This window comes from Bacillus zhangzhouensis (assembly GCF_000715205.1).
GTDB lineage: Bacteria > Bacillota > Bacilli > Bacillales > Bacillaceae > Bacillus > Bacillus zhangzhouensis.
The window spans coordinates 1-1,875 of sequence record NZ_JOTP01000056.1; the positions used below are offsets into that span (position 1 = coordinate 1).

Annotated in this window: 2 pseudogenes; both read left to right on the forward strand. The window is 39.5% G+C overall.

What is annotated here, in order from left to right:
• Positions 1-244: pseudogene (locus tag BA70_RS18635) on the forward strand (phage terminase small subunit P27 family); the annotation flags it as partial.
• A 50-nt stretch (positions 245-294) separates the two neighbouring features.
• Positions 295-1,875 (forward strand): annotated as a pseudogene (locus tag BA70_RS18640) (terminase large subunit); the annotation flags it as partial.

Sequence of the window (1,875 nt, forward strand, 5' to 3'; positions counted from 1 at the left end):
AGAATTCAAAAAGATAGCGGACGAGCTCAAAAACATCGGAATTATGACAAATTTAGATGTAGATGCGCTTGCCCGTTTTTTGTTTGCAAGAAAACAATATTTACAAATAACAGAAATCATATTGGATACGCCGATTACAGCACTCACCGAAAATTCAGATGGTGAAAAATTTGAAATTGCGAATCCTGCTTATAGTGATCTTCTTATAAATCAAGACAAGCTGTTTAAACAATGCAGAAAAGCATAAAGTGATTTAGGGTTAAAAATCTACTATAGTCGTTCCTTTGTAATTTAAAGTGGGCTGTTCAGAGGTTCATTAAAGACGTAGAGCGGTTAGCAGATGAAGATTGCCCGTATTATTTTGACGCAGAAGCAGTCCTTGATTTTTATGAATGGGCCAAGCAGTTTAACCATGTCGAAGGCGTATTAGCTGGTAAACCTATTGAGCTTACAGACTTTCAGCTATTCATGGCTGCTAATATCTATGGGTTTTACAAAAAGATCAATGGTGCCAGGCGTTTTAGAAAGGCTTATATTCAGTTAGCGAGAAAAAACGCGAAATCACAATTGCTGGCTATCATGGCTTCATATGAAATCTTTCCCACTAAGGAAAAACATCGTGTGTTTATTGCTGGTTGGTCAAGGGAGCAGTCGGATGAAGTCTATCAAGCAATCCTTGAGCAACTGCAGCACGCACCTATTTTAGAGGGAAAATACACAGACGCCAACGGGCAGGTCACGAAATACGCGACAAATTCAATTATCAAACCATTATCCCGTGAAGCCCGAAAGGTTGGAGACGGAAAAAACCCATCACTAGGGATAGTTGACGAATATATGTCTCATGAAACAAGTGAAATATATGATGTTATTGATAGCGGTATGGTCGCCCGTCGTAGCCCTTTGATGATTATCATTACTACTGCAGGTTTCAACTTAAACGGGCCGTGTTTTAAAGAGTATCAGTATGTTTCCAAGATTCTTGATCCCGACATTGAAATGGAAAACGATGATTATTTTGTTATGATCTGTGAGCTTGATCCACAAGACGATATAAAGGATGAATCGAACTGGATCAAGGCAAATCCGATAGTCGCAACTTACCCAGAGGGGATGGAGTCACTAAGGGCAGCGTTAAAAGTTGCATTAGATGTGCCTGAAAAGATGAGAAGTTTCCTTACAAAAAACATGAATGGGTGGGTTGATCAAAAAGACAACGGATATATGAAAATGTCTAAATGGCGGGCCTGTCATGGTGAAATACCTGATCTAAAAGAAATGGCGATCTATCTTGGTTTAGATTTATCTATGACAACGGACTTGACTTCTGTCGGGTGGGTTGGCGTTCTTGATGGTTTTTATTATGTTGGTCAGCATTCCTTCATTCCAGAGGAAAAGGCAAAAGAGAAAATGGCTACTGATAAAGTGCCTTATGATTTATGGCGTGATCAAGGTTGGATGACATTCACACCAGGGGAGGCAGTTGATTATCAATTTGTTGAAAGGTGGATTATTGAATTTGCCCATGTCAACAAATTGAGGATCATTGAAGCAGCTTACGACAAATGGAATGCGCTGCACCTTGCACAACGGCTTGAGAGTAAGGGATTTAATATGGTTGAGCTGCCGCAAAGGATTCAGCATCAATCATTACCTACAAAAGACTTTAGGCAAAAGGTGTATGAGGGTAAAGTCATTCATGCAAACGATCCATTGCTCACATTTGCATTTAACAATGCGATTATTAAGCAAGACGCACAAGAAAACATCATGCTAGACAAAGCGAAGTCACCACAAAGAATAGATCCAGCTGCAGCGGTGATGAATGCTTTTGCTAGGGCCATGTATAAAAATATGGGATTTAGTTTTTTTTTA